Genomic DNA, 23,700 nt, shown 5'->3' with positions numbered 1-23,700 from the left:
TATTGTATCGAACAAAAATTAAAGAATTTATTTTACATATATCATCTTCTTAACTGCAAAATTAGTTCCTGCTTTTAAAGTATAAAAATATATTCCGCTTGAAAGGTTATACTTATCGGCAGAAAATTCTATTTTATAATTCCCTGCTTCTTTGAATTCATTTACAAGAGTTGTTATTTCTTTGCCAAGTACATCATAAACTTTTATTGTAACAAAATTTCTTTCTGGTAATTGATAATTAATAATTGTAGAAGGATTGAAGGGGTTAGGATAATTCTGAGAAAGATTAAATTCTTCTGGTAATAAATCTTCTTCAACACTTGTAAAGATGCCATCCGATACAAAAGTAGTTACACTTTCTCCTTCAATTGTAAAAGTAAAACTATTGTTGACAACATTAATGTCATTACCCCGTTCACAATTTTTTGTTTTTGTTGTTATATAAGGAGTAAATTTATTTGCTGTTTTACTGTCTAAGACAAAAGTCTGTTCAATTGAAATACCCATATTTACAACAACAATAATAATTTTATCATTACTCTTATACGCACTTGTATAAATCTCAATACCTTTTCTATTATCTATATATTTAGCATTAGAATTATAAACTCTTACAAATCCTGGACGAATAAATCGTGAAAATTGAGACATAATATATCCACGTTTAGAAACCTGACTATTTTCCAATATCGGTCCATAAAATCTAACAATATACCACCAGATATAAGCATTCATTCCAGCAATCATACAGTCGTGAATTTCTTTACCTGTTTCTAAAACTTTTTGCCAGGTAGTGTCTGTTTCAAGATGTTCTGTCATCCACAATTCTTTACCTTTACTTTTGGCAAGAGGATATGGTTCTAAACCACCACCATAAATATGCCCACCTATAATATCCACATTTTTTACAGCTATGGGGTCATTAAGAATAGCATCAGATATTGTTTTGATAAATTGATATGATTCAGGTGCAATTATCCTGGTACCTACAGTTGGTGCATTTTCTCTTATGAATTTAACCATTTCTGCTGCAGTCCAATCGCATGATTCATAATTAACCTTAATATCAGGTTCATTCTGTACAGAAACTGCATAAATAGGTACTCCATTAGAAGCCATGAAATCTACAAAAGATTTTAAGTGAAGAGCATAGTCATCATAATATTCATCGAGGAGTCTACCTCCAACAATATTCTTATTGGATTTCATATAAGCAGGAGGTGACCATGGAGATGCAATAATTTTTACTCCCATTGAGTGAGCAGCTTTTGCTGTTTGTACGTTTCTTGCAAATTCGTTTGGATCACTGGGCAATCTAAGTCTCAAAATTGTAAAACCAAGCTGACCATCATCTGTCCCAAAAGCTTTTATAATTTCATCTGGTTTCATATCGGGTCGCCAGGGTAAAATATTTGCAGCACCAAATCCTTGAATGACCTGGTCTGTACTATCGAGATAAATTATTGTTTTATTCGTAGCCTGAGCTAAAATAATATTTACAAATACTACTAAATTAATTAGCAGCAGAATTAAAAAATTCTTTTTTCTTTTCGAGTAATTAATCATTATTTCCCCATTATTTATTAATTCATTATTATTAGAGATAAAATTATAGTGTAAGCTTAACAACCATTTATTAGTTACCTCATAAATCAAATTATCTAATTAGAACTCACACGAGGATATCAACCATCAATCATTAGTAAGAAATGAAATGCATGAGGTTCATTATGATTATTTGAAGGTTTCAGATTTAGTTCGGTACTTTCTTATAAAATCAGCAACATCTAAAAATGTTGTTATCCAGATATTATTTTCATTAGCTTTTAAGAATTCAAGAAGTTTTTTATGTGTTTCCAAAGAAATATTTATTGGGTGTTCTCCACCTACTCCATGAAATAGAAATACCAATAATGTATTATTATTCATAGCATATTTAACTAAATCAATTAACTCATCTGCACTCTGGCCATTTACAACATAACAACCAATATTGAATAAATCTATTTCATTAATTTTTTGATGAAAATAATTTACACCTCTTGCTGCAGGAAAATTTTCTTTTATAATTTTAACGTAAGAAGAATCACCTGCTAATGTATCTCCGCATGTATAAGCAAATGTTCTTCTCTTTTTTCCATCAACTGCTTCCAGAACAATATTATTCATTAAAATTTCGTCAGTTATTCTTTGAATAGAATATTTACTTAAATCATAGTCAGGTTTTACCCATTCTCTTCCTTCCATATTTCCAATGCATGGATGAAATAAAGTATGATTTCCAAGTTCATGACCATTTGCTGCTGCTTTTCTCCAATCGTTCAATCTATTACTAAATCCCGGGAAAAAGCCAGAAAGATAAAACGTAGCTTTAAAGCCAAGTGAATCCAGAAGAGGGATTACATTATCGAGATGGGTGTTTAATGCATCATCATAAGTTAATACAACTGCACAACTCTTATTATTCCAGAGATTAACCTGTGCATTTATATTATAAGATATCACTAATAAGATGATAAAAATTATTTTTTTATTAATCATGTTTTTTCCTATAGAATCTAAATTTATTTAATGATTAATTGTATAAAAAGGATAGAACTTTTTAGTGACATATCATTAATATCCACTAACATTAAATTAAGAATTATCACCCTGCTCTAATCCAGAGCAGGGTTTGTAATTAAATACTACTTCATCAAAATCATTTGTTTTGTTTTCGAATATCCACCAGCTTCCAGTCGATAGAAGTAAACTCCACTCGAAAGTCCTGAACCATCAAAAGTAACAGTATAAGAACCTGGATTTTGTAAATCATCAACTAAAGTTTTGATATGTCTTCCAAGTACATCATATACTTTAAGCGATACAGTTGTTCTACTTGGTAATACATAAGTAATTTTTGTAGTTGGATTAAACGGATTTGGATAATTCTGTTCAAGACGAAATTCATTTGGTAAATTAGCAATCTCTCTTGTTGATACAATTACTTTTACAGTATCAAGGTAATTCCTAAGCCATGTTAATGCAGGTCTTTCATAACCATTTGCATCAACAAGATAAGCTTTCTGATCATTTCTCCATAGACCAGGTCTCCATCCCCATAAAGTAATTCCTCTTACAGCTGGATGTTCATAAAGTGCAGGAAAGACTCTTTGATATTCTCTTAGTTGTATGTCATCAGTTGGTCCATCTATATCTAATTCTGTAATATAAACTGGTAAACCTGTAGCTCCCAGTGAATCAAGATTTCTTTTCATCGTAGTAACTGTAGCAGTATATGTGCTAAACGCGTGTCCCTGTATTCCAATAGCATCTATTAGATTTTGTGCTTGAAGCAATCTTATCAAACGAAGATATTGAGATGTATTAGTTGAGCTATTTATAATGTTATAATCATTAATCATCAACTTAGTTTTTTGAGGAAAGATTTCTCGAGCCATCTTAAATGCATTTATCACCCAATCCCATCCTGTTGCTCCATTACCTCCTAAAGCTTCTTTATAATTAGCTCTACCGCTTTGTCCATCAGGTGGATTATGACCAGGTAAAGGTTCATTTACTACCTGCAAAAAGTCTATATCATTATATCTATTTGCAACTTCCTGAAACCATTCTCTTATTTCTTCAAGTTGTTCTGAAGGTTGTAAAGAGTTAATCCAAGAAGGTTGCTGTGCTCCCCAGATAAGTACGTGAAAGTTAAATGAAAAACCATTTCTTTTTGCAAGATTATATGCAGAATCCAGTTCTGCCCAATTCATGACATCTCTTGTCCCCTCAACACTACCCCATTTACCTGCATTCTCTGGTATAACCTGATTCCAGTATGACTCAAAATTTTCTCTTTGAAGACGGCTATAAATATTACCTACATACTTCGGTTGTTTTGATGCTAATGGTGGACCTGACCAGATTGTACCTGGCAATTTATCCAAGCCTTCTGTTTTTTCCTCTAAGTTCTTGACAGTGAAATAAAGATTTGCTTTCCCAAATGCAATTTTATCTATATCCAATCCATCTTCACGTGAAGCTATCTGAAATATTTTTTTGAGTGTATCCCCTTCAACTTTAAAAGTAACGGCATTTTCATAATAATTGTTTTGCGATAAATTAACCCATTTCCAGACTCCATTACCTAAAGCACCAGGACCAAGAACAATATTATTCGGTTCATTAAAACCTGCAACCTGCAATTGATTTACTGCAATCCAATCATCATCATTCAAAGTATCTTTGATACCAAATCCATTTCCATAAAAGAAACTATCGTCGTTAAACTGATTTGGACCTACTCTTATTTTTGCAAATAAATTATATGTGCCTGTATCAGCAAATGTAACTTCGAAAGTAATAACTTTACTTTTACTTCCTGGATGATTAGCATTTATGAAATTTGTTTTCGGAGTTACATAAGTAATATCTCCATCCTGTAAAATTTCATAATCGCTTCCAAGTACTCCATCCTCTGCTTCCAGAACAATTGGTTTCTTAGGTGAAGGAATATCTTTTTTATTTACAATAGATAGATTATCAATATAAATAGTATTACCAACATTTCCACTTCTATTAAAATGAATTGGAGCTCTAATATACTGTTGATTATCAGTAATTGTAAACTCCATAGTAAACTGTTTCCACTCTGTAGTTAATGATGCAGGACGAATAGCTCCATATTCATTATAAGAGTAATTACCGACAGTAAAGTTTGCCTGTGCACCAGATTTTTCTGCTTTTGCCCAGATAGTATATACATATGTTTCGCCTTGCTTTACTGGTATACTATCAGCAACAAGTTGAATATCCCAGTCATTTGAACCCAGACTATTTATAACAACTTTAAAAGCACGATTACCATCTTGAACCGGATTATCAACAATCTCAAAATTAGGAGGAGTTGGTACACTTGTTCCTACAGAGAGAACCCAACCTTTAATATTTCCGGTTATTGGTCCTAAAGGTGTATCTTCAAAACTACCATTAGTTACCAACTGTCCCCAAGATAGGGATGGCATAAGTAATAGTAATAAACTTACATATAAAGTTTTAAATTTTTTATTCATAGCTACTCCGTTTTTAATTTATTTCTCATATCCTCTACAATATAAACTAAAATCAAAATGTGTAAATACCTTAAGACAAGTAATATTTAATTTTTGCTCGACTTCAATTTCTGTAAATACATATTAGAAGAAAGGAGTAATATTCTTTAATTCGAGTAAGAAAAATTTTCATAATATTTGTGATTTTGTATACAGCCTTCTTTTATATCAAATCGGACAGGTTATTTTAGCACTTCTTAAAATAAAAGCCTGCTCTTCTTCAGAGCAGGCTATTAACAACCGGGAATAATTAAATTATTTCATAAGTATCAATTTTTTAGTACTTACAAAATCTCCGGCTTTAAGAGTATAGAAGTAAATACCTGATGCAAGATTAGAAGCATTAAAGTTAACTCTATAATATCCTGCATTCAGGTTATCATTTACTAATTCTGCAACTACTCTACCTAAAACATCATATACAGTCAACTTCACATTTTCATTTTGTGGAATACCAAATTCAATTGTTGTAGATGGGTTGAATGGGTTCGGATAATTTTGATTAAGTATAAAATCTGTAGGTACTTCAGCAGCTATAGTTCTTACAGAAACAATTGAATCAGGAATTATAATTGGCGAACCCATATCAACATTTACATCATACAAATTAAGTTTAGTAGCATTTGCAAGATTGCTCAATGCAAAGTTAATGCTATTAATTTTCTTAACGATGTTTTTACTATCCAGAACAATTCCACCAAAATTATAAGTACCATCTTCTTTATGGATATAGAAACGAACCTCAGTTTTACCATCATCTTTTGGTTGAATAGAGAATGCAAAATCATACATTCCAGCAGTAGCTACAGCATTCTTTGGTTTCTGACGAATATCAGAAATTGCATAATTTTCATCACTTAAAGTTTCAAGCCAAGTACTATTAACTACTGCCCCAACAGAACCGGGTTGTTTGTTTACACCCCAGTATGCTAAATCGTTTTTACCACTTGGTGGAATAAACAGATATCCTGTATTAGCTGATTCTGACCCACTCCATTCATATCCATTCGCAGTTTGATTTAATTTACCAGGGTTAGGATTATAAGTTAATCCAATTCTAAGCGATGTCCAACCTTCAAAACCTCCACCTACTAATTCCATTTTGCCAGTAACAATCAAAGCTTTCTTGGTTGTTAATTCAACTGGATCGATAAATGCACCTCTAATTGCAGCCCAGCCAAAAGATTTTCTATCACCTGAAATAGTAGTATTACCAATTACGTCACCTGGAGTTAATTTCCAGCCACCAGTTTTTGCACCAATGAATCCCCAATTTTCGACATAGTAAGCCTGCCATGGTGCTTCTGGAACAACAATTGGATCTCCAAGATCAACCTGAACATCTTCAAGATACATTCCTGTTACAGGGTTACTTGTATTAATTGAGAAACATACACCATTGAATGTAGGAGCTATGGTTGTTGTATCAATTAAAATTCCACCCCACCAGTAGCTATTATCTTCTTTTATCATATAGAATCTTAATTCTTTTGTTCCATCAGATTTAGGTTGAACAGAAATAGCAAAATTATAAGTACCTCTACTAAATCTTGCACCTGATGGTTTTTGATATACAGGACCTAAGGATAAATTTGGTCCAAAGGTACTTATCCAGTTACCATTTCTTACAACCCCAACATGTCCAGCTCCTCCAGATGCCCAGCTTGGTAATTCATTAGCATCACTTTGAGGTGTTAATAAATAACCCCTTGCTAAATTTTCTTGTCCATTCCAAGTGGCATCAGGTGTGCCTTTATTTTGTAATGTTCCTGGATTATCATGATAGAAAATTCCATACCTTAAAGCACTCCAAGTATTTGGATCGCCACCTTCAAATCTTATTTTACCAGTAATCTTAACTGCTTTTGTTAATGTTGCAGTAATTGGTTCAAGGAATCCACCACGTATAGTTGACCATACACCACCAGTAGTTATACCTGTACTGCCTTCTTTTGCTTTTATTCCTGCATTACCAATCACATCACCAGGAACAAACTCTGCTGTAGAACTGAATCTCACAAATTTACCCCAATTTTCAACATAATAAGGTTGCCATGGTGCTTCTGGGACAACGATTGGAGCTCCCATATCAACCATCACATCTTCCAGATACATACCTTTTAATGGATTGTTTTCTGCACCATTACCACCATTTAGTCCAAAACATATTCCATTAAATGTTGGAGGTATCCAGGTAGTATCTATAAATGTACCACCCCACCAGTAACTATTATCTTCTTTAACTATATAAAATCTTAGTTCTTTTGTTCCATCGGATTTTGGTTGAACAGAAATTGCAAAATTATAAGTACCTTCATTAAATATAGCTCCAGTTGGTTTTTGATAAGCCACACCTAAAGCTAAATTACTACCATAAGTACTAATCCAGTTACCATTTCGAACTACACCGAGCATTCCAGCACCACCAGCAGCCCATCCTGGCAATTCATTTGCATCACTATGAGGAATTAATAAATACCCTTTAGCATAATTTTCTTTTCCTGACCATGCAGCATCCGGTGTATTTGCGTTTTGTAGCACACCTGCACTATCGTGCTGGAAAAGTCCCATTCTTAAACCACTCCATGTGCTTGGACCAGCACCTTCAAATCTAATTTTTCCTTTAACAATAAGTGCTTTAGACAATGTAGCAGTATGTGGCTTAACAAATCCACCTCTTATAACAGTCCAACCCTGATTACTTGGAATTTGTCCACCATCTTTCCCTTTAACACCAGCATTACCAACAACATCTCCAGGTACGAATTCTGCAGTTGGGCTAAATCTTACAAATTTACCCCAATTTTCTACATAATATGGTTGCCATGGTGCTTCTGGGACAGTAATTGGGTTACCAAGTTCAACTCTTACTCCATAGAGTTTGAAAGCTTTCATTTGAGTAGTAATACCATCTCCTACACCAAAGCAAATCCCATTAAATCTTGTAGATACCTGAGCTGTATCAATTACAGTTCCACCAAACCAGTATTTTTTATCTACATGATACATGAACCAGCGAATTTCGTTTGTACCATCAGGAAGAGGCTGAACAGAAATTGCAAAATCATACATGCCGGCAGCTATTTCTGCTAAAGCAGGTTCTTGTTCAACTGCTGCAATTGGTCTACCATTATTAGACCAGGTACTATTCCAACCTGCGCCACCATTTATAGTCCATACAGTACCAGCTCCTCCAGCACCGTTTGCCATATCTGTTGCACCCGAACGAGGTGTAAATTCATAACCATAGTGAACACCAGCCCCTGTCCATGTTGCAGTATCTGTATATTGATAATTGAGTGTACCTTCGTCTGTCCAGTAAGTCAATGCATAACGTAATGGTACATAACTTGCACCTGGACCTTCACCTACATATTCAAATCTACCTGTCACAACAATTGCTTTTTCTGTTGTAGCTTCAACGGTTCTACCAAAACCACCACGGATAGTAGCCCAGCTTGGAGGAGGACCATCAGCACCCATACCTGCATCACCAGGAGGAGTATCCTGTCTATTAAGAATTGGCCAGCCTTTACCTCGTGGTGTTGAACCCCATAAAGTTACAAATGACGGATCTGGCATGCGAGTTACAATAATTTTATCAATCCAGATAGTAGTATTATCATTAAAAGCACTACCAAAATGTAATTTAACCTGATTATCAGGTACATTAATAGTTGCTGTCATTTCATAAGTAAAAGTTTGAGGAGTAGTAGTAACATTCGCAGTATCATTGAGATATTTTGTATATGGAGAACCTTTGATTTCAAAAAGAGCATTAATTTTTGCATCCTTACTTGCAACTGCCATAAATGATAATGTATATCTGTAACCGGCAACAAGTGGTAAATCCGCTACTCTTTGAACTCTCCACATTTCAACGCCACCTTTTGTAATGGTAAGCTTATAAGAATTAGCACCAGAGAGCTTACCAGTGTTATCTATAGAGACAGTAACGGAAGTAGTTGCATTATCAATCCATCCGGTATTCCACTTACTATCACCGTTATCAAACTCATCGGAAAGAACCACCTCCTGAGCCAATAGTCCTGAAGATATCCAGAGGATTGTAAATAAAATAAGTTTTAGTTTTTTTAACATAATTCCTCCTCCTATTTTTTAAGAAAAATTTGATTTTCTTGTTTCAGTGAAACAATTATTAATCATTATCAATAATTGTCATTTTAGAATTAATTAAATTATTATTTATCCCTCCTTTATTTCATTAATATTAATTTCTTTGTAATAGAGACATTATTAGATTCTAATCTGTATAAATAAACCCCACTAGCTAATCCAGATGCATCGAATGTTGCAATATAGTTGCCAGCGTTTTGATTTCCTTCAAAAATTGTAGCTACTTGTTGACCTAATAAGTTAAATACTTTCAAGGATACATAACCAGATTTAGGAATTGAGTATTCGATATTAGTAGTTGGATTAAATGGATTAGGATAATTTTGTTTTAATGAATATTCTAAAGGTAGAGGACCTGGTAATTCTTTTACAACGCTTGGTTCAGGCGAACCATAGGTCAACCAATTATTAATTGTTTGCCATTCTTTTTCGCGTTGAGAAGTCTTCCATTGTTCATATTTGTCCGGGAACCAATTTAAATCACCTAATGGATATCCTCCCATACCTGCAGTCAATAATTCTGGATCTGTATAAGCTAAATTTTCTGGTAATGGCCATACTTGTTTGAATCCAGCTTCGGGTTCATATGACCAATCAATATCTGCATTTGTTGACCATTTGTACATAATAAATAGTTTAGCAGCTTCTAAATTTGTAGCAGGAACAATAAATTGTGGATCTTTATGATAAATAGTTGGCCAATCTACATTAATTGTTTTAAATACTTTATTTCCATTGGCATCTACTGAATCCATAAAGGCAATTTCATCATCGCCAAGCATGGGTGAAGGATTAAAAAGTAACATCTGTTCTCTATTTCTAATACGCTCTTTACTCCAATCACTATTCTTATACCAATCTAACATCCAATCCTGATAAGCATAATCGATGTAACCAATGTAAATTTTTCTATCGAAGTCTGTAAAATCCACCTGGAATCCAAATGAATCCACTGGAGTTATACCATTAATAAGTCCACCACCTGGGGAATTACATTTACCTGCAAGATAATCATTATAAGTCATTCCACTTGGGCATACATCATAAGCTCTATGTCCATACATATATGGATTGATAAAGAGAGAATTTGTAATTACAGCATTTCTTATCCAGCCAGCAGATTGAAATACCCATTCAATTGAATTTAAAAGTGTACAATGATTAATAAATATATTATCACTGTATTCATTTCCTTCTTGCATTACAATTCTACTTAAGTTAGTAAATGTGCAATTTTCAAAAAATAAAGTATCGTAATGCCAGCCTGAACTTTGATATGGGAATGAAACTGCACGACCATAATATCTAAAATGATTATCTGAATTATTTCTCCAGTAACAATTAGTAAACTTACCTACAAAATGATCTGCTTTAACACAAATTGCACCAGCCGATTCTGCACCTATTCCTGCATAATCAAAAAGACATCCATCAAATTCACCTCTTTCAGGGTCATTTTCTGGTGTTTGATTTTCAAAAGTAATTGAAGTCATAACTTTGCTACCTAAAAAATCTGCATAACGAAACCATATATTCGATGCTTTTATATCGCCATAGCTTTGAATAATGTAGGTTCTTGTTATTGCTTCTTCGGTCCACACAATTTGTGGTGGCGCTGATTCCTGTGTTTTTCCGGGTTTAGGAGCATATAGCTCTAAATTTTGACCATGATCTAAATATATACTTCTACTTAGAACATACACTTCATATGGCTTGAGTTTGAATACTGTATTATTTATGGTACCATTAGCTATAGCAGCTTCTATAGCATCATTTAGTGTACCGTATTTGCCAGTTTCGTAAAAACCACTAACTACTACAGTATCTTTTTGAGCAAACAAGAAATTGCTCAATAGAGTAAATGCTATTATTAATAAAATAAATTTTTTCATACTTCACTCCTTATTTTTTTAGAAAAATATTTATTGAATCAATACCTTAATCTTATTCCTAAATTTGCTACAAGACCATAATTCTGTATGTTTCTAAATCCTCCTGTTGATTTCTGGATAGATTGTGTATTTGCACTATTAAGATTACTAAAATCGATGTATAATTCTGAATTAAAGAATGGTAATTTTTGTCGCGCAGAAAAATCAATTCTAAAATAATCATCTGCATATGAATCATTTTCTGGATATCTACCACCATTAACTGTAGCAACTTCATCATTAAATACGAACGAAAAACGAACTGCAAAATCTTTGTAATCAAATCCAATATAAGAATTCAAAACATGATTAGGTTGGTCTATTAAACGTCCAACAGATGAGCTATCGATAAGTACAGGTATTCTATCACGTCCAACTATTTTTACCTTAACATCATAGAATGGATACCTTGTTTCTGAAAATATTCTTGAGTAGTTGATTCCAATCAGTAATCCATTAAATGGATAAGGCAGATACCAGAATCGATGTTGAAAATCAAATTCAAGACCTTTTACATAAGCTTTATATGGATTATTTAATGGTCGATATACCGTTGCATTGGATTTTTTAGTTGTTGGATTAACTATTGGCGTTACAACCAATTGTCCATTACGAATAATTTGGTAACGTCTTAAAGAATCAATTCCAGCACCTTCAGCTGCATCAAGTTGATAAGTAGCATTAAAAACAAAATTTTCTATTGTTTTATAAAATCCACCAATTGTTAAAAGTCCAATAGAATTACTATGAAATGTAAAATTCAAATCATGATTATAAGCTTTAGCTGGTTTTAAATCGGGGTTACCCGTATAAATCTCATTATTTTGAGTAATAGTAAACTTTGGACTAATTAAATGGTAATCAGGTCGAGAAATTGTTTGAGTATAAGCATAACGTACATCAAGCCAGTTTAGTGGTGTATATTTAATTTGTCCCATAGGAAGTAAAAATTCATTAGAACCATGAGCAGTTGTATCATACATAATTTGAGCTTGAGCATTTCTCATATCTCTTGCATTATAGGCAAAATATTCTGTTTTAACTTTTTCATATCGGACACCACCTATAATCATAAAATCCAAAAAGTTTATTTTACTCATTACATAAGAGGCATAATATTTTTCTCTATAATTATAATCGTTAGTTAACTTTTGATAAGGTCCATTATACCAGCCACCTTGAGCTCCAGTACTTACATCTTTATTAGATGCATCAAATTCTGGTTTACTCATAATATAATAAAGAATATCATTAAGAATCCCAGTATTAGCTGCATAGAAAATAGGTCCATATCTATTATCAAGGAATGGATCATATAATTTATTATTAGTATCAATAAAAGAACTACCTACCAATTCTCCTCTTGTATTTGTAGAAATACCAAATTCATTTTTAATAGTTCTCATCAAATTAGTTTGTATATCATTATCAGTAGAATTTGCATTGCCATTAAAAGCTAAATAAGGGGATTCCTGATCTGTGCTATTTTTCTGATCGTAGAAATATCCACCAAACTTAAATGAGCCATTTAGAATACTTGAAAAGTTAAATGGTAATTCAAAATCACCTTTCAAAGAATATTTCTTTTCTTTATATAAATTGCTAAATAAATTACCACTTCTTAGAACTACTTCATCAGCTCCTTTATATTTAGTAAGTAAGTAAGTTAGTTCTTCTGGTCTTTTATTATCTCTAAGCACACCAGCCTGCAAAGCATCTGTTTGATTAAAAGAGAATACTGGAGAGTTCTTAAGATTGTTAGTAGCAGCTGTATAGCTAGCAGATAAATCTACAGTAATAAAATCAAGATCATAATCTAATTTTATAGAATTCAACTGTTGATCAATTACATTTATTCCAGATCTCAATTGCCATTCCATTCTACCATTATCATAATTAATAGTTTGACGATGCTCTGTATAATCAGAATTCAATCTTGCAAACATATTAACAAACTTTAGCGAGCCATTTGGAATATTATAATCAAGAATCAAATTTGCTCCAAGACGTCTTCTTGTTTCTAAGTGTCTATTAAAAGTAACAGAATTAACTTTTACAGGACGATACCCAGTTAAAGGATCAATTTGTGCCTGTTCAGCTGCTATACCATAGTTTGCATCCATATTATCTGAATTTCTATCGTATGCTTCTGTATTAATTAAAGCATATACGCCTAACTTATCATTAAAAAATCTATTACTTGCAGATGCAACTCCTCTATAATTACCATAATATTTACTTTTTGCTGTATAACCCTGTTGCCATAAAACATTCCAGTGAAAACCAGAAGGAGCTTCTCTTAATTCCATATTAACAGTACCACCAATTGAATTTGCATTCATATCAGGAGTTAATGATTTATAAACAGCAATCATTCTAATCATATATGGAGATATCATGCTAAGATCAACACTTCTATCATTATTTAATCCACCAGTTTGAACATAAGGATCAGATGTAAGACCAATTGAAGAACTTCCCGTAGCAGAAAGTTTAACACCCTCAACTTCAATTGCATTATATTTCGGAGAAAGACCACGAATTACAACTTTATTATCTTCACCAGAACTTTTAGTAGTAGATATTCCAGGTAAACGGCTCAATGCAGAAGCTGCATTAAAATCCGGTAGTTCTTGAATTCTTGCTTCCGAAACAATATTTGCAATTTTATCTGATGTTAATTGTTGATTAATTGCCTGTAACTGTCCCTGTGCCTGAGCTGTAATTACAATTTCTTCACCTTCAACTGCTGTCATCTCGAGACCAAAATTCTGTTCTAAGGTTTTTCCAGGTAGTATATTTAATTCCATAGTGACAGTTTTATAACCAATATATGAAACAACAACAGTTTGAGTCCCTGCAGGTACATTATAAATTACGTATTTACCATCGAGGTCACATGCTGTACCAATACTTGTTCCTTTTATTAATACATTTGCACCCGGGAGTACTTCTTTTGTTGCTTTATCGAATACAATCCCTCTTAAAGTTCCACGTCCTTGAGCATAATAGACCTGATTAAATAACAAGAATGAAGTTAATAAAACAAATAATAATGTAATCTTACGAAGCATGGTGCCTCCCTTTTATTTTATTTCTTTACTTGATTTGTATAGGAATGGTTCTCATTTAAACCCAAAAGTTTAATATGAAAGAAATATTCATGAAGTTTGAGCACAATTAAAATTAACTTATAGGATTCAAAATCGGTTTTGGGACTATTAATTTTATCGAATAAATTTATTATTCTTGGATTGAAAGAGTTAATTAAACACCAGCTATTATATAAAAGATATTTGTTAGCACTTATTTTATAATTTATATCCAAGTGCTTTTTCTTTTCATTATATTTTTTCATATATAGTTTTATAACCTCATTCACAAATTTGAACAAGGTTTATTTATATAATATTTTCTACATTATTCTACGGTTAATATTATTTTTAATAAATCTTCATCTCTCGATGAATTTCCAACCATAATTTCAAAATCTCCAGGTTCAGTACAATACTGCATGTCTATATTTGTAAATGCTAACATATCTGTGCTTAATTCAAATATTACTGTTTTTGTTTCTTGTGGTTGAAGAGCAATTTTCTTAAACCCTTTTAATTCTTTTACTGGTCTTGTAACTGAACTATACAAATCTCTTATATATAGCTGCACTACTTCTTCGCCAGCTAAGTTACCATTATTTTTTACAGTTACAGAAATTTGTGTCGATTCACCTAATTTAATTTTATCTTTTGATAGTTTTAGATCACTGAATATAAAATTAGTATAACTCAGCCCAAAACCGAAAGGGAAAAGTGGAGTGACATCATCAAACAAATAACCTCTTCTTGCAGATGGCTTATAGTTATAATAACAAGGAATGTGACCTGCTGATCTTGGAATTGAAATTGGTAATTTCCCGCTCGGGTTGTAATATCCAAATAAAACATCTGCAACAGCTTTTCCTGTTTCCTGTCCTAAGTACCAGCATTCAAGAATTGCTGGAACATTTTCTTTTATAAAATTAATTGAATTTGGTCTACCATTAAATAAAAGTACAACAATGGGTTTACCTAATTTGAGTAATTCTTCTGTTAATAGATTTTGTTGACCAATTAAATCTATATTTGGCCTATCTCCAAGGTGATTTTTATTCCAGGCTTCTCGAGAAGTTTGTTCATTTCCTCCCAATGCAAGAATTATTACTTCAGATTTTTTTGCTACTTCAACAGCTTCTTTTATTAATAATTTATTTTCTTCAGGATCAGGAAGTATTACTTCATCTTCATTCCATGAACCACCAACTGTAATCTTACATCCTTCGCTATAAAATACTTCAATATCATTTCCTGCTTTTTCTTTTATTCCTTGATAAACCGATGTATAAAATCTTGGAGTACCATGATATCCTCCAAGTAGAACTCTGTCTGCATTTGGTCCTATTACTGCAATTCTTTTGAAATTTTTTAATGGTAAAATATTATTTTCATTTTTTAGTAGAATTATTGTTTCTCTTGCAGCCTGTAGTGCTAATTCTCTATCACTAATTAATTTCTCTTCTATTTGTTCATTTGTTGTATTTATGTATGGATTATCGAATAGTCCTAATTGAAATTTGTATCTAAGCATTGGTTCAATTAGTTCATCAATATCAGATTCTTTAATTAATCCACTTTTTATAAGGTCAGAAATGTATAAATAACAATCAGGATTAGGGAATTCAATGTTAACTCCAGCTTCGATTGCTAATTTTGCTGCTTCTAATTTATCCTTAGCTACAGCATGACTAACTGTAACATCTCTATAATTTAATTCAGTTATGGCATAATAATCAGAAACTACATAACCTTTAAAATTCCATTCATCTCTAAGAACTTTTCTCAAAAGCCATTTATTAGCATGTGAAGGGACTCCATCAATTTCGTTATAAGAAGCCATTACACTAATAGCATTGGCTTTTTCAATTACTTCTTTGAATGGGAACAAGAAAACATCTCTTAACAATCTCTCAGAAAAATTTGCAGGGGCACAATTTGTTCCTGATTCTGGTTGACCATGAGCAGCAAAGTGTTTTAATGTGGCAATAACTTTATTTCCATTATTGAGTTCTCCATTTCCCTGTAACCCTTTAACAGCAGCAATACCCATTTGAGCAGTAAGATAAGGATCTTCGCCAAATGTTTCTTCGACACGTCCCCATCTTGGATCTCTTGCTACATCGACAACTGGTGTAAGTGCTTGATGAACACCACGTGTTCTTGCATCCTCTGCAATAGCAGAAAAAATTTTTTCAACTAACTCTACATTAAATGTTGAAGCTAATCCAATTGGGACTGGATAACTTGTTGCATCTTTTGCTGCAAGTCCATGTAAACATTCTTCGTGAAAAATTACAGGAATACCAAGACGAGTTTCTTCTATAAAAAATTTTTGAATTTTATTTGCCATCTCAATCATCTCAACAGGAGTCAATCCTCCATTCGAATCACTAAGTCTTGCAATCTGACCAATTCCATTTTTTAGATGTTCACGCATTTTTTCATAATTCAAATTCCCATTCTCATCAAATAAAATAGTTTTTTTATCTTCCCATATACATAACATCTGGGCAATTTTTTCTTCTAATGTCATTCTCTTAATTAAATCTTTAGCTCGTTGTTCAGGTGATAACTTTGGATTTTTATATTCTACCATTATTGCTGAATCAATTTGTTCATTACTTGATAGTTGTTCCATCTTATATACCCTTACTAAGTTGAATTAATATGCTATATTAAATTGATGGCTTTATAAAATGTAATTATAGAACAATATTCTTTTTGATAGATTCTGTCGAAATCGATTAATTATTATTACCATTTCAAAATTAATTATACCGTTTCAATAATACAAGAAATAATTTTTTTAGTCAATAATTATTAATCAATTTAGATAAAAAAGAATTGCGGAAATTTTCTGTAAGTAAAAAGAGAGCTCAATTTGTTGAATTCTTTCAAATATAACGTAAATTACATTAATTTTATATGAATAAGAAAATTTATTTCTATGAAAAAAATAGAATTCATTAAATCTGTCTACAAACTTGAAGATCTTCCTAAACAAGAATTGCCAACAGTAATCTTATGTGGAAGATCAAATGTGGGGAAATCTTCATTTATTAATTCAATTTTTTCACCATTGAAAATTGCAAAAACCAGTTCTACTCCAGGTAAAACAAGATCAATAAATTATTATCTCGTTGAAAACAAATTCTATATTGTTGATTTACCTGGATTTGGTTATGCAAAAGTATCTTTTCAAGAAAGAAAAGAATGGCAAAAATTAATAGAAACTTACATCGATACTAATAAAAATATTATGCTTGCATTCCATTTGATTGATAGTCGATATGAACCTTTAAAACTTGATTTTATTCTAAATGAATATTTAAGAAGTAAAAATATTCCTTACTACGTAATTTTTAATAAAATCGATAAGTTAACACAATCAGAAATATCTCAATTAAAAAATACAATAAATAAATATTTCCCAGAACTTATTTTAGGAACAAATGCGTTTTTATATTCATCGTTAAAAAATATTGGTAAAAAAGAAGTAGTAAAATTGCTTATAAATACAATGCTTTCATGAAAAATTCACAAAACTTTCTTATTATTGAATTAAACTTTGTATTAATTATTTCATATTCTTGGTAAGAGATGGGATTATCGGAAAAATATAAAAAGCGAATACTAATTTTTATTTTCATTCCCATCTTAATAATTATACCTTTTATTACTGATGATTCTCTTCTTAGAATAATATCTGGTGTAATTCTTTTAATTTATGTTGGCTTCATAATATTCTTGCGAGATTCCAAATCGGATACAAAAGAATATGATAAAAGTAACGAAACCAGTGATGTATTACACGAACAAAGTCCTTCTTATTCTACAGATGAATCAGAAGGATTTGAAATAATCTCACCAGTTAAAAATATTGAAGTTATTACTGCAGAGAATTTTACAACCACAGTTAATAAACCAAATAGAAATTTTTTTAAACCACCAGACTTTAAAGAAAACTTCGATAAAATTGCTCGAGAAGAATTACCTAAAGATATAAGTCAGGATGAACAATTTGGATTTTTACTCGAAAAGATATTAAGCGTTGTTAAAGATGCTTTTATGGCTCATACTGTAGCTTTTTTCTGGTATAATAAAAATAAGCAGAAATTAACACTCGAAAGATTTGTATCAAGTTCAACTCAAATTACAAAACAAAAATTTGATCTCGAAGATGATATTCTTGGAAAAATCGTTCAGAAAGAAGAACCTGAAATATTAACAGATATTTCTCCCAATGCAGAAGTAGATGTAATTCGTTATTACAATTCGCCTCAAGGAGTAAAAAGCTTTGTTGGAGTTCCACTATTTTATGGTAAAAATCTTACTGGTATTTTAGTGCTCGATTCAAAAGTTAACGATGCTTTTGGAATTGAACAAATTTTTTCTTTAGGAAAAGTAGTTAGAATAATTTCAATTATCATAAGCCTCTTTGAAGAAAAATTTTCTGAAACACAAGCCGAGCAAAGATTAAAAGCTCTATTAAATATCTTAAGTTACGACAAAAAAATTGAAACAGAAACAGATATTTATTCTACTATAATCATAGCAGTCAAAGATTTACTTGACTGGGATGTTTTTACTTTTGTTTCCTATTTCCCATCCGAACAAAAATTTAAAACCACACGCATTGTAAATAAAACATCATTAAAATATGTTGGCGAAAATTTAGAAATAGATCTTAATGGAACTCTGGTTGGAAGAGCAATATTAAGTTTTACACCTGTTAAGATTGATGATACATCGAGTATAGAAATTCCACGCTTCTCTAAAAACGAAGACGTAAGTTTTGATGGTTCTTTCCTTGCAATACCACTTGTATATGACGAACAAAATTATGGTGTTCTCTGCTTCGAAAGTCTTAAAAAAAATATCTATACAAATAATGAAATTACCTTTGTAAAAAATGCTACAAAATTTATAGCTTTTATTTTGCATTCATTCTCTACAATAAATATCTTAAAAAATCTTTTAACATACGATATAGAAACAAAGGCATTAAACTATAAATCTTTTATTGAAAGACTTACAATCGATCTTGTTAGAAGCAAAGAATTAGATCTACCAGGAGCAGTTGCTCTTATAAAAATTGATGATTTCTTAGAACAGGAATCACTTTTTGATGGTAATCCTTTCCCTAAAGTATTAAAAGCAATTTCTCAAATGATTAAAGATGAATTAACACCAATGCATTTATGGGGAAGAATCGATGAAAGAGTTTTTGCTGTTTACTTTTTTAATACTACCCCAAAAGATGCTTTTTTGTGGGCAGAAAAGTTAAGAGTAAAAATTGCACGCAAACCCATTGCTGTTGTTGCAAGGCAAACTACTTTTACTGTTTCAATTGGCATTGCTTCTACTCTTAATAAAACAGATGTTAATGAAATATTAAATAATGCAGAGTTAGCTTTAAAAAAAGCACTCGAAAAAGGTGGTAACACTGTCAAAAGTTTATAATGAGAACTCGTGAATAATTTTATAGTAATCGTACTCGATGGTCTTGGCATCGGTGAATTACCCGATGCTTCAGCTTACAACGACGAAGGCAGTAATACACTTGCAAATATGGCTGAATTTGTTGGTGGACTTTATCTACCAAATCTTGAAAAACTTGGTTTAGGAAATATTCATCCAATTAAAGGTATAAAACCACAAACTAATCCATTAGCATCTTATGGTAAAATGGCAGAAGCTTCTGTTGGAAAAGATTCAACTACAGGACACTGGGAACTTGGTGGTTTAAAAATTGAAAAAGCTTTCCCTCTCTATCCCGATGGTTTTCCACAAGAAATTATTGAAAAATTTATTAAAGAAACTAAAGTTGATGGAATTCTTGGAAATATTCCTGCTTCGGGAACGGAAATAATTATGAAATTGGGAGATGAGCATATAAGAACTAAATATCCAATTGTTTATACATCAGCCGATTCTGTTTTTCAAATTGCTGCACACGAAGAAATTATACCACTTCAAAGATTGTATGAAATATGTGAAATTGCACGCAATAAAATTTTAATTGATGACCACGCAGTTGCAAGAGTAATAGCAAGACCATTTATCGGTTCATCAAATAATTATATACGAACTACCAATCGAAAAGATTTTTCACTAAATCCTTTTGACTATACAATTTTAGATTACTTATCAAACGAAGGTATAGATACAATTGCAATCGGGAAAATTAATGATTTGTTTAATTATCAGGGAATAAAAATACAGATTAAAACAAAAACAAATCTTGAAGGGGTTGAAAAAATTATTGATACAATCAAACATTATAAAAATTCATTCATCTTTGTTAATCTTGTAGATTTTGATGTTTATTATGGTCATCGTAACGATCCAATTGGTTTTGCTAAAGCACTTAAAGAATTTGATGATAAATTACCCGGAATATTAAATAACATTGATAACTCCGATGCTCTGATAATAACAGCAGATCATGGTAACGACCCAACAACCCCAAGCACAGATCATAGTCGAGAATATGTACCATTGTTGTTTTATAGAAAAAATATAAAAGGGAAAAATTTAGGGATAAGAAAAACTTTTGCAGATGTTGCTCAAACTGTAGCTAATTTTTTTAAAGTGAATAATAGTCTTAATGGAAGGAGTTTTTTATATGAATGAAGAAAGTTATACTAAATTATTCTCGTTTATTACAACTATTAATAATGATTATACAATAAATATACCTTCAGAAGAATTAGAGAAAATATTCAAAAGTGGAATTAACGAAATTAGGATAGATATTTATGGAAATATATATTCTGCAATAAATAATTTAGAAATAGACATAAACATTTTTAATAAAGTAAAATCTTTACAAAAAATTCCTGAAGACGTAACTCTGAATTTTTTAAAAGCTAAGGGAAGTTTAATTAATTCAAATATTAGAGAAAGAATTCAATATTGAAGAACGATATAATACATTTTTTAATTGATACCGATATATTAATTGAGCATTTATATCATGAAAATAAAAAAACAAATTCCGACCTTGAAATTGCAATGATGAATGGAATTTGCTTTACAACTGTTATAAATGCTGCTGAGTTATACTTTGCAGCTCATAATGCAGACGAAAAAGAATCTATCGACAATTTATTAAAGGCACTTAAAGTTCTGGGATTAAATTCTAGATACAGTTTGAACATTTCAAAATTTTTTAATAAAGTTGCAACCGTTCGTGATGCACTTATATGTTCAGTGGCAGAATTTAATAATCTTATAATATTTACAAATAATATTAATCGTTATGAAAAAACTAATATCAAAATTATCCAACCAACAAAGTTGAGAGAGTAAAATTGATACTCGGGAAAGTAATAGGAACAGTCTGGTCTACTCGAAAAGATGAAAATCTGGTAGGTGCAAAATTTTTAATAGTACGCCAATTAAATTTAGATTATACACCAAAAGATTCAACAGTGATAGCTGTCGACTCTGTTGGGGCGGGAGTCGGAGAAATAGTTCTTGTAGCTCAGGGAAGTTCAGCACGTCAAACTACATTTACACATAATAAACCTGTTGATGCCGTTATTATGGCAATTGTTGATAAATTAGATGTAGCCATTAAAGAGTAAAATATTATGTATCTTGGAAAAATAATTGGTACTATCTGGGCTACACGAAAATATGAAGCAGTAAATAATTATAAAATACAATTAGTTCAACCAATTAATAGTCAGTTTCAAAAAGTTTCTTCACCAATAATAGCTTTAGATACAATTGGTGCAGGACCAGGAGAAATTATTTATTATGTTACTGCAAGTGAAGCAGTAATACCACTCGATGTCGATATGGCTCCTGTGGATGCATCAATTGTAGGTATTGTCGATTCAATATATGTAGAAAAAAAATAGGAGATTAACCGTGAAGATAACAAAACAATTTACCAACCGAGAAAGTCTTTCATTAGACAAATATCTTCAAGAAATCGGAAAAGTTGATCTCTTAACCCCAGATGACGAAATCGAACTTGCTATAAGAATAAAAAAGGGAGACGAAAAAGCTCTCGAAAAACTCGTTAAAGCCAATCTACGATTTGTTGTTTCTGTTGCTAAACAATATCAAAATCAAGGATTATCTCTTGGAGATTTAATTAACGAAGGTAACCTTGGTTTAATTAAAGCAGCTAAAAGATTTGATGAAACTCGTGGCTTTAAATTTATTTCATATGCTGTCTGGTGGATCAGACAATCAATACTTCAAGCCTTGGCTGAACAATCAAGAATTGTACGCCTTCCATTAAATAGAGTAGGTGCATTAAACAAAATTGGTAAAGCCTATAGTAACCTTGAACAGGAATTCGAACGAGAACCAAGTCCTCAAGAATTAGCACAAGAACTGGATATGGATATAAGTGAAGTTACAGATGCATTAAGAGTTTCTGGTCGACATGTTTCAATGGATGCTCCTTTTGTACAGGGCGAAGATAATCGTCTTCTTGATGTTCTATCAAACGAAGAAGTTCCTTCCCCAGATTATCAGCTAATGAATGAATCATTAAAAAAAGAAATTGAAAGAGCTCTTTCAACTTTAACAGATCGAGAAGCAGAAGTAATTAAATTATACTTTGGATTAAATGGTGAACATTCACTAACACTCGAAGAAATTGGAGAAAAATTTAATCTTACACGAGAAAGAGTTCGTCAAATAAAAGAAAAAGCAATAAGAAGATTAAGACATACATCCAGAAGTAAAAACTTAAGAGCATATCTCGGATAATCGTAACATTATGCTTTTTAGAATATTAAAATCATTTATAATAGGCATAGCTTTCATCATTTTATTTGAAGGCTGTGCCCCTTCATCCAGTTCACAAAGATATGGTCAATCAAAAACAAAAAAAGAACAGCAAAAAAAGTTAGTTAGATATTCCAAACAGGATACATCAAAAAAAGATACAATTAAACTTAAACCCTCATCAGAAAACACAATCGATACTACACAGGAAGAATTTGATGAAATGCCTGTTGAAGAAAATCCAATAGATAAAGAAAAATTTGTAGCAAATTATAAAAATTATATTAATCCAGACGTACCTCTATCTTTTAGAGAAAGAATTTTGCTGGAAATAATTAAATATCTTGATGCACCTTATAAATATGGTGGCAATTCTAACGATGGAATTGATTGCTCTGGATTTACAAGACAAATTTTCTTAAACACATTTTCTATAGAATTACCTCGTTCTGCAAGAGAACAATTTCAGATTGGTGAAAAAGTAGAAAAAAATGAATTAGAATTTGGAGATTTAGTTTTCTTCAATACAAGCAGAAGATCCAAACCAGGACATGTTGGAATTTATATTGGTGATAATCAATTTGTTCACTCAAGTAGAAAACTTGGAGTTACAATTTCTTCTTTAAACGAAAAATATTATGCAAAAAGATATTATGGAGCAAGAAGAATAGAAATACCTTCCGAATAAAT

16 protein-coding genes are annotated in these 23,700 nt (G+C 31.5%); 9 read left to right on the top strand and 7 right to left on the bottom strand.

The annotated features are described in order from the left end of the window. Positions 1–27: 27 nt before the first annotated feature. The 7 genes from VJY38_RS07115 to VJY38_RS07085 all read right to left on the bottom strand — a co-directional run bounded on the left by VJY38_RS07115 (position 28) and on the right by VJY38_RS07085 (position 16,894). Positions 28–1,566 (bottom strand): T9SS type A sorting domain-containing protein, encoded by a 1,539-nt coding sequence (locus tag VJY38_RS07115; protein WP_353679998.1) that lies wholly within the window; start codon positions 1,564–1,566, stop codon positions 28–30. Positions 1,567–1,734: 168 nt separating this feature from the next. Further along, positions 1,735–2,541 carry a polysaccharide deacetylase family protein gene (locus VJY38_RS07110; RefSeq protein ID WP_353679997.1) on the bottom strand — a complete coding sequence of 269 codons (807 nt, stop codon included), beginning with the start codon at positions 2,539–2,541 and terminating at the stop codon, positions 1,735–1,737. Between the two features lie 146 nt (positions 2,542–2,687). Further along, the gene (locus VJY38_RS07105) at positions 2,688–5,057 is read right to left on the bottom strand and encodes an endo-1,4-beta-xylanase (protein WP_353679996.1); all 2,370 of its coding nucleotides are present in this window, start codon (positions 5,055–5,057) and stop codon (positions 2,688–2,690) included. Between the two features lie 294 nt (positions 5,058–5,351). Continuing rightward, positions 5,352–9,197 carry a T9SS type A sorting domain-containing protein gene (locus VJY38_RS07100; protein WP_353679995.1) on the bottom strand — a complete coding sequence of 1,282 codons (3,846 nt, stop codon included), beginning with the start codon at positions 9,195–9,197 and terminating at the stop codon, positions 5,352–5,354. A gap of 116 nt (positions 9,198–9,313) precedes the next feature. After that, positions 9,314–11,125, bottom strand: coding sequence for a T9SS type A sorting domain-containing protein (locus VJY38_RS07095; RefSeq protein WP_353679994.1), 1,812 nt, complete (start codon positions 11,123–11,125; stop codon positions 9,314–9,316). Between the two features lie 38 nt (positions 11,126–11,163). After that, positions 11,164–14,238, bottom strand: a complete 3,075-nt coding sequence (locus tag VJY38_RS07090; RefSeq protein ID WP_353679993.1) for a TonB-dependent receptor — start codon at positions 14,236–14,238, stop codon at positions 11,164–11,166. A 346-nt stretch (positions 14,239–14,584) separates the two neighbouring features. Then, positions 14,585–16,894 (bottom strand): glycoside hydrolase family 3 N-terminal domain-containing protein, encoded by a 2,310-nt coding sequence (locus VJY38_RS07085; protein WP_353679992.1) that lies wholly within the window; start codon positions 16,892–16,894, stop codon positions 14,585–14,587. Positions 16,895–17,203: 309 nt separating this feature from the next. Between VJY38_RS07085 and yihA the strand changes: the two genes are divergently transcribed. The 9 genes from yihA to VJY38_RS07040 all read left to right on the top strand — a co-directional run bounded on the left by yihA (position 17,204) and on the right by VJY38_RS07040 (position 23,698). Continuing rightward, positions 17,204–17,788: a ribosome biogenesis GTP-binding protein YihA/YsxC gene (yihA, locus tag VJY38_RS07080; RefSeq protein ID WP_353679991.1), complete on the top strand. Its 585-nt coding sequence runs from the start codon at positions 17,204–17,206 to the stop codon at positions 17,786–17,788. 68 nt (positions 17,789–17,856) lie between these two features. After that, positions 17,857–19,719: a sensor domain-containing diguanylate cyclase gene (locus tag VJY38_RS07075; protein WP_353679990.1), complete on the top strand. Its 1,863-nt coding sequence runs from the start codon at positions 17,857–17,859 to the stop codon at positions 19,717–19,719. A 9-nt stretch (positions 19,720–19,728) separates the two neighbouring features. Next, positions 19,729–20,892, top strand: coding sequence for a phosphopentomutase (locus VJY38_RS07070; RefSeq protein ID WP_353679989.1), 1,164 nt, complete (start codon positions 19,729–19,731; stop codon positions 20,890–20,892). Then, positions 20,885–21,178, top strand: a complete 294-nt coding sequence (locus VJY38_RS07065; protein WP_353679988.1) for a hypothetical protein — start codon at positions 20,885–20,887, stop codon at positions 21,176–21,178. The genes VJY38_RS07070 and VJY38_RS07065 overlap by 8 nt, the downstream gene beginning before the upstream one ends. Further along, a complete protein-coding gene (locus VJY38_RS07060; protein ID WP_353679987.1) occupies positions 21,175–21,570 on the top strand; it encodes a PIN domain-containing protein in 396 nt (131 codons plus the stop codon). The genes VJY38_RS07065 and VJY38_RS07060 overlap by 4 nt, the downstream gene beginning before the upstream one ends. A gap of 2 nt (positions 21,571–21,572) precedes the next feature. Beyond that, positions 21,573–21,848, top strand: coding sequence for a EutN/CcmL family microcompartment protein (locus tag VJY38_RS07055; RefSeq protein ID WP_353679986.1), 276 nt, complete (start codon positions 21,573–21,575; stop codon positions 21,846–21,848). A gap of 6 nt (positions 21,849–21,854) precedes the next feature. Next, positions 21,855–22,127, top strand: coding sequence for a EutN/CcmL family microcompartment protein (locus tag VJY38_RS07050; RefSeq protein WP_353679985.1), 273 nt, complete (start codon positions 21,855–21,857; stop codon positions 22,125–22,127). A gap of 10 nt (positions 22,128–22,137) precedes the next feature. Continuing rightward, complete coding sequence (locus tag VJY38_RS07045) at positions 22,138–22,992, top strand: sigma-70 family RNA polymerase sigma factor (RefSeq protein WP_353679984.1); 855 nt, start codon at positions 22,138–22,140, stop codon at positions 22,990–22,992. Between the two features lie 10 nt (positions 22,993–23,002). Beyond that, the gene (locus tag VJY38_RS07040; RefSeq protein ID WP_353679983.1) at positions 23,003–23,698 is read left to right on the top strand and encodes a C40 family peptidase; all 696 of its coding nucleotides are present in this window, start codon (positions 23,003–23,005) and stop codon (positions 23,696–23,698) included. Positions 23,699–23,700: the final 2 nt, after the last annotated feature.

The sequence above is a fragment of the Rosettibacter firmus genome, from assembly GCF_036860695.1.
Lineage (GTDB): Bacteria > Bacteroidota > Ignavibacteria > Ignavibacteriales > Melioribacteraceae > Rosettibacter > Rosettibacter firmus.
Note: the sequence above shows the minus strand (reverse complement) of the source record. Positions and strands in the feature narration are given on the sequence as shown.